Annotated in this window: 6 protein-coding genes; 3 read left to right on the forward strand and 3 right to left on the reverse strand. The window is 49.2% G+C overall.

From position 1 onward, the window contains the following. Positions 1–839: 839 nt before the first annotated feature. The 3 genes from ACNRUY_RS25620 (at position 840) to ACNRUY_RS25630 (ending at position 2753) form a co-directional block, all read left to right on the forward strand. Complete coding sequence (locus ACNRUY_RS25620) at positions 840–1109, forward strand: hypothetical protein (protein WP_488114504.1); 270 nt, start codon at positions 840–842, stop codon at positions 1107–1109. A gap of 62 nt (positions 1110–1171) precedes the next feature. Next, the gene (locus tag ACNRUY_RS25625) at positions 1172–1675 is read left to right on the forward strand and encodes a CBS domain-containing protein (RefSeq protein ID WP_488114505.1); all 504 of its coding nucleotides are present in this window, start codon (positions 1172–1174) and stop codon (positions 1673–1675) included. 97 nt (positions 1676–1772) lie between these two features. Continuing rightward, positions 1773–2753: a DUF1186 domain-containing protein gene (locus ACNRUY_RS25630; RefSeq protein ID WP_488114506.1), complete on the forward strand. Its 981-nt coding sequence runs from the start codon at positions 1773–1775 to the stop codon at positions 2751–2753. Between the two features lie 19 nt (positions 2754–2772). Here ACNRUY_RS25630 and ACNRUY_RS25635 read toward each other — a convergent pair whose 3' ends face one another. The 3 genes from ACNRUY_RS25635 to ACNRUY_RS25645 all read right to left on the reverse strand — a co-directional run bounded on the left by ACNRUY_RS25635 (position 2773) and on the right by ACNRUY_RS25645 (position 5627). Continuing rightward, on the reverse strand, positions 2773–3009 hold the full coding sequence (locus tag ACNRUY_RS25635; RefSeq protein ID WP_488114507.1) for a hypothetical protein: 237 nt from the start codon (positions 3007–3009) through the stop codon (positions 2773–2775). Between the two features lie 186 nt (positions 3010–3195). Beyond that, positions 3196–4521 (reverse strand): DUF1501 domain-containing protein, encoded by a 1326-nt coding sequence (locus ACNRUY_RS25640; protein ID WP_488114508.1) that lies wholly within the window; start codon positions 4519–4521, stop codon positions 3196–3198. 5 nt (positions 4522–4526) lie between these two features. After that, positions 4527–5627, reverse strand: coding sequence for a DUF1800 family protein (locus ACNRUY_RS25645; RefSeq protein WP_488114509.1), 1101 nt, complete (start codon positions 5625–5627; stop codon positions 4527–4529). Positions 5628–5720: the final 93 nt, after the last annotated feature.

A 5720-nucleotide genomic window follows, 5' to 3' on the forward strand; every position in this document is an offset into this window, starting at 1 on the left:
ACCTGAGCTTTGAATTCAGGTGCATGACGCTTCCTTTTTCTGACTGTCATTTTCCCCTCCTTGAAAGGGCATCATACAGTCGAAAAACTTAACTTAGCCAGTGGTCCAGTTTTTGGGGTCCACTATACCTTTGCCATTTTGTATATCATTCGCTGAAACAACAGAACCTTATTAAAAAGGGTGTTATTCACCATTTAAAACAATGACTTAAGCTCAGGTTTGAGAATAGTGCATACACGAACTGTGTTTATTCAAATAGCTGTATAAATACCAGTATTTTGGATAACAAGTTGTATGCGGTTACAGCAACCGTTCCGGCTCGCTATGAGAGCGGGCAATTATTCCCTTGAAGCTGAACGCCCCTACTGGGCTGGGTGAGGCATTACATGCCTCGCTCCCATGCTTTTAGGCCCGATGGGTCCCGGCGTGGGAGCGCCCATCTGCCGCATATTTCAGGCTCAACTGCTCCGACTGGCATTCCCACGCGGATCCCAGTCGCGCTCCCTGCGCTTTGTGGGATACGCCCCATCCCTGGGGGTAAGTGTGGGAACGAGGAAAGGGTCTAAACTTCCCTCTTGCACAAACGCTACCGCCCATCCCGGCCATTTCAGGAATCATCAGGCTTTGCGATGTATACGACCGAGCTCATATAGTCCATACAGCGGAGAATATTACCATCGTTCAACATTGGTTTGCATTGCCCAGCGTTGTTGCGTATCGGCGGGTTAACTTCCGCAGGTCGCCATGGGCAGACAAACTGTGTTAATTTGCGCCACATCTGTCGCCCGCCCCCCATTTCTCCAAATGGCGTCAGGATTGAATTCAGGTACAGGTGTTGAATGTCGAGAAAGCCTTCCACCCCGGAAGCGATGGCGGTATTGATTCAGGACGTCAGAAGCGCGATTCCTTTCGGGCTTTCTGAGGCTGAGATATGTTCAGGGGCCTGCAAGGGCTGTCCCAGGAAGTTACTGGAGTTTCTTGATCAGGAACTGCTGGATTGGAGTCAGCGCCTGGCCGAGGGTGAAAGGCCTTCTCTTGGTGATATTGATCGACTGGCCAGAACGTCCAGAAAAATCCACCGGGCACTGAAAAAAAACCAGCTGGTCTGATTCAGGTCACAACCTTCGATGGGCAATTATGCGTCAATGTCGCCAGAAACCGGAGGTTTAGCATGCAGGATCTTAGGAGTCAGACGGTGGGTGACATCATGGTGACTGATGTGATTGCCGTTAAACACAGTGACAGTGCCTATTATGTTCTACAGATATTCAATGAGTACCATGTTTCTTCGGTCCCCGTCTTGAGCGATGACGGGGATACGGTGATGGGGTTTATCGTAGAGCGGGACCTTCTCCGGGAGCTGGGACATCACCTGTTTTACGATGAAGCCCAGGCGCCGGATATCAAACAGTTGATGACGACGGATGTAGAAGTGGTCAGGGAAAGCGACGATGTGTACAGCGTTCTCTCCCTGTTTGTTGAAAGAGGTGTGAAAAAAGCCCTGGTGGTGGATGAATCCCAGCATCTGACCGGCATCCTGACCCGCCGTGAACTGCTCAAGGATCTTGAGGTTTATGTAAAACAAGCCCGGGGCTTTAAGCCTTCTTCCCGCATCCCGGTAAGGATTTCGGCTAAACACCGGGAAAGTACCCGGTCATTGCCTCAGGCCTGGTAGCATCATTTTCTTTCTTTTCCTGTTCATTTGATTGGTATAGGGCGCCCCAAGGGATTATCCTTGCGCGCCTTGGATGTTGCTTTGGAATTTTCGTGTCATGACCCTTTCTTCTGAGGAAAAAAACAGGTTTAAGCAATCGCTCTCCAGGGTATCCAGCGAGCTGCCTGTCAAAGCGCTCCGGGAAGCCCTCGAGCACAGGGATGCCGTTACACCGATGCTGCTGGATGCTCTTGAGGTGGTGAAAATACGGGAAGGGCGGGCCAGTTCTCCTGGCAAGAGCCGTTTTGCCGTTCATGCCCTGTATCTGTTAACCCAGTTTCAGGAAGAGAAAGCCTGGCCGCTGGTGATCGACTTATTCAGCTCCATGACGTCTGCAGACAATATTGCCATTGGCGATGATTTTGATGAGATTGTCTGTGATGCCCTCAGTCAGATACTGGCAACGCTGTGCCCTGGGAATAGCCCCGATGATATCCGGCCGCTGCAATCGATCATTGAAAATACCAGCATTGATGAATATGTGCGCGATGCGGCCCTGGGGGCTCTGGTGGTTCGTTATCAGCAGGGGGATCTGGAACTTCCCGTGTTGACCCGTTATCTTCAGGAACTCTATGAGTTTGGTCTGGAGCAGGAAAAGAATCAGGTTTGGAATGCCTGGGTTCAGGCTTGCTATAACAGCCAGCCAGACGACTTTTTGGAAGCCTTGAAGCACCTGTATGAGCAGGAGCTGGCGGATGCCTATTACATTTCTCTGGACGAATTCTCAGCCCGCTGTGGCATGGCGCCAGAAAAAATAAAGAACGCCGTTATGCGCCAGGAAGGTGAGTTTTATTGTTATCTGGATGACGCGGTGACAGGGCTGAGAAAGCTGAGCTGTTACTCCGGCGAAGCCAATGATCTGCTCAAAAGCATGGAGAACATGGTGATTAACCAGACTACTCCCAAAATTCAAGGGGCTTCCCCCCAGGCCGCAGATGCCTTTATGCCTTATTCTGACCGTTCTGGTGTCAGTGTCGGGCGGAATGATCCCTGCCCCTGTGGCAGTGGGAAAAAGTTTAAGAAGTGTTGTCTGCATTGAATCAATAGCCGGAATCGCGTCAACCCGGCAGGTAAACGGCGTGTCGGGTTTGGTTCCGGGTGAGAAGCTGTATGCCTTCCAATTGCCTGCTGGCCACCATTTGCCGGAATGTGCGGGCCATCCTCATTTTCTGCAAGTCATGACAGTGATCCCACAGGCCCAGTTGGCGCATGATGTGGTTAAAGCGGACGGGCTTGCCTTTTTCCAGACCATTGATTGTCTGTTGAAGTGAAGACAGTAAAAGAGTCAAACGCATACATCGGCTCCTGTTCCGGCTTCCGGTGATTGGCTAAGTAATCATGCTAGGTGAGCGCTTGTGATAAAGGAATACGACCTTTTGGGGGAGTAAGACGAAAGGATATGTGGCTTTGCTTCCGCTGTGGTCACGTTTCTTAACCCATTGCACAGGGTTCAAGGTGCCATCCCGGGATGGCACTTTGTTTCATAGACGGTATGTGGAACCCGTGGTCAGAAAATCCAGGGTTTTCTGGTTGAAGCCGTTGTTTAAGCTTGGGAAGAGTGTTTCCGGGCTTTTGGGGTATCCAAACCAGCTTGCAAGTGTTGCGCTCACCTGGTCTGCAGCGATCTCAGGAATCATGCGGCTTTTTTTGTAGTCATAGGGGCTACCCGGTCTCAGGTCTGGCCATGTACCGTAGGCTTTTTTACCCTTAACGGCTCCTCCCATAATCAGCTGGTGTCCACCCCACCCATGGTCTGTGCCGGTGGCATTCGAGGTGATGCGACGGCCAAAGTCCGACATGGTAAATGTGGTCACATTATCGTTCAGGCCAATACTGTCTATATCAAAGTGAAAGGCAGCCATTGCATCCGCCAGATCCTGAAGTAACCTTTCATGGGAGTCTTTCTGACCCTTATGGCTATCAAATCCACCCAGGCCAATATAATAAATTTGTCGTTGATGGTTGAGCTTGCTCCGTATTCTTATGTATTGAGCTGTTGATTGAAGTGAGCGGCCCAATCCGGTGTCTGGGTAATCATTGGTGCCGCCTAAATCGTCTAAATAGCCTTCGAGTGTCATATGGTCCAGATAACACTTTTCCATTGCGGAGGAATAGTTGCGTTGGAATAAGTTGCTGTAACTGGCAGTAAAGTGCCTGTCGAGAGCCTGAAGCCTTTTGGGAGTGTTGATGCCTTCATATCCTCCGGGTTGCTGAGGCCTGATTATCAGCTGTCCATGGCTGTTTGATCGAAGCCATTTCCGTTCACCACTCATGGAGATCAAAGGAGACACACTGCCGGTAAGAAACATGTCATCTGCCATGCGACCGGCCCAGCCAAACTCATCGTCGTAACTCATGGTTCCAGACTCCCATAAGATTGACTGATAATTATGGGCCATCACAAAGGGAGGTATCCGGGGATTGTTTTTGCCAATTACCGGTTCTACTAACTGACCTGAATTGACAATGACCGTTGCGTTGCCCGCTTTGAAAGCAGGCTCAAGGCTAGCCATGTTTGGATGAAGGCCAAGTGGCACATGGTTGTCTGTCGTTAAGCCAGTATCCACCAGCCTGCTTTGCAAAACAGCCAGGTTAGGCCTCATGGATTTATAGAGATTGTATTCCTGATCTCTGGTAGGAATGACCATATTGTAGGCGTCGTTCCCACCTTGAAGAAAAATGCAGACTAACGCTTTAAAGCTGTCAGTGCTGCCATAAGCCGGGGTTGTTCCTGTAACAACGGGTAAAACGATGCTGGCTCCCGATGCCAGACCTCCTTTTAACAGTGTCCTGCGCGTAAATTTCATTTATTTTATCCCTGGCAGCGAAATTCTGGAGAGCATTGAACGGCAAACAGTGTGTCTTTTATTTTTCGATCAACCGATTGACCATCATTATCAAGCTCGATCAGAAGGTTCTTTAAAAAGGTGGACAAATTGGATGGCATGTCGTCACCAAAAAAACGCCGGTTTATCAATTCAATATAAAGATCGGGATTATCAATCGTTTGTTCAAATTCATTTCGGTCCCAGCGCCAACCCCTGCGGTGACCACCATAAAAAGGTGCCTCAATTAAGGCCCACATGCGATTGCTGATGGTTCTGAATGTGTCTATGTCCAATATGTTGAACTCTGGGGCGAAAAGCTCTTTATCGGAGATTTCGCCTTTGGGTGCGTAGTCTGCTTCGTAAAAATTAAAAACACTGGGGGCTTCCAGGGGAGCCTGTCCAAAATTATTGTGGTTGAGGTCGGGGAAGTCCCACCAGCGCCCCGAATCATTACTTTCAGCGTGTAATGCTCTGGCAAGATTGGCCATGGCAACCAGCGGCTCTTTGACTTTTCCGAAATTGCCCTGTGATCTCCCGGTATTTTGAAAGTCTGACATGGCCTTTCCTTCCAGCACGTCACTGTCCAGTAAAACGGCCTTTATTACGGCTTTTAGATCTCCTCTCACGCCATAGCCATTGTCTTTGAATTTACTCGCAACTCTGCCTATATAGGTTCGTCGAGGGTTACTGATCGTCAGTCGTTTAATCAACAGGGTTGAAATAAATATGGGCGTGTTTGGGTGGTTGAACAACAAATCCATAGCCTGGGATAAATCCTGCTCCGGGGTTTGCCCTTCTGGAAAAACTTCATTAAAAATATGCTTTTCCCCAAAATCATGGTCGTCCGGGTTTGAATGCATTGGAGTGAAATGATCGCTTTTTTGCCACCCGGTTAAAACCCGGGCCATCTCTTCAACATCCTTCTGTGAGTAAGACGGTATAGGGTTACCATTTGCGTCCAGAACAGGTAGTCCGTTACTACCCAGTTTCCATAGTCCAATGGTAAAGAGTTGCATTACTTCCCGGGCATAGTTTTCATCGGGGTAGCTATGGAAGGTGCGAACAACCCCAGCTATTTGATAAATTCATCTTTTGGGATCGCAAAAGCAGCCTAGCCCCTGCAATTTTTGGTGGATAATCCACCAAAAACTTACTTGAAAGTGGCAGGGTTTAACCAC

The organism is Endozoicomonas sp. Z74 (genome assembly GCF_057680865.1).